At 45.0% G+C, this 1,362-nt stretch carries 1 protein-coding gene; it reads left to right on the forward strand.

The features are described from left to right. On the forward strand, window positions 1–1,290 hold a 1,290-nt coding region (gene ltrA / locus C9J38_RS21510; protein WP_107208807.1), incomplete at its 5' end, for a group II intron reverse transcriptase/maturase. Window positions 1,291–1,362: the final 72 nt, after the last annotated feature.

Below are 1,362 nucleotides of genomic sequence, written 5' to 3' on the forward strand. Positions count from 1 at the left end.
CTTCTTGCGGTTAAGCGTGTATCTCAAAACAAAGGCAGTAAAACGCCTGGAATAGATGGTGTCATCTGGAACACAGATGCACGCCGTATGAAAGCAGTCAATCAGCTTAGTCGCAAGACTTATAAAGCGAAACCACTCAAACGCATCTACATTCCCAAAAAGAACGGCAAGCTCAGGCCATTAGGCATTCCGTGCATGATTGATAGAGCGCAACAAGCACTCCATCTACTAGCACTAGAGCCTGTATCTGAAACACTTGCTGACCCCAATAGCTATGGATTTAGGCCAAATCGCAGCACTGCTGACGCGGTCAGTCAATGCTTCAAATGCTTGGCACTAAAGAAATCAGCCAAATGGGTACTTGAAGGGGATATCAAAGCCTGTTTCGACAAGATCGGCCATCAATGGCTTCTTGATAACATCGCTGTAGATAAGCGAATGTTGGAACAATGGCTAAAGTCTGGCTTTATGGACAAAGGTTTGTTCTATGATACTGATGAGGGTACACCACAAGGCGGAATCATATCTCCGACCTTGATGTTAATGACTCTCGCAGGGCTAGAGCAGTACATAAAATCCACTGCGCTCAAAAAGAGTGCTAGAGCTAACTTTATTGGTTATGCAGATGATTTCGTGGTCACCTGCTCTTCAAAGGAAGTGCTCGTGAACGACATCAAACCGTTGATTTCTGATTTTCTGGCAGAAAGAGGGTTAACCCTCTCCGAAGAGAAAACGAAGATCACTCATATTGATGACGGCTTTGACTTTCTGGGCTTCAATCACAGGAAGTACAAAGGGAAACTGCTCATCAAGCCGAGCAAATCCAACACGCTGTTATTTTTGAGAAACCTACGTGAACTCATCAAAAAGCACGCAACCATTCCTGTTAACGATCTTATCAAGTTGATAAATCCGAAACTCAGGGGATGGGCGAATTACTATCGCCACTGTGTTGCTAAGCAGATATTCGGGTATGTCGGCCACAATCTATTCCAAGCATTATGGCACTGGGCAGTTAGACGTCATCCAACCAAGTCCAAGGACTGGGTTGTTCATAAATACTTCCTTAACCGTAAAGGCCAATGGCAATTTCACGGTTGGCAGAAAGTCATGAACATGGATTGCCTGTTTAACCTATTCCAAATAGCAAAAGTGCCCATCGAGCGACATGTAAAAATCAAGAGTGCCGCTACGCCCTTTGATCCTCAATACCAAGAATACTTGGCAAAGAGAAAATCAAAGAAGCAATGCCGCAACTCTTGGCATGAACCTGCTCTCGCTGCTTTGTAAGTTGCTGGGTGCCAATCGGTGCCTTAGTGGAGGCTTGAGCCGTATGCAGTGAAAGTTGCACGTACGGTTCTT

It is taken from the genome of Photobacterium sp. GB-210 (assembly GCF_003026075.1).
In the GTDB taxonomy this organism is placed as follows: domain Bacteria; phylum Pseudomonadota; class Gammaproteobacteria; order Enterobacterales; family Vibrionaceae; genus Photobacterium.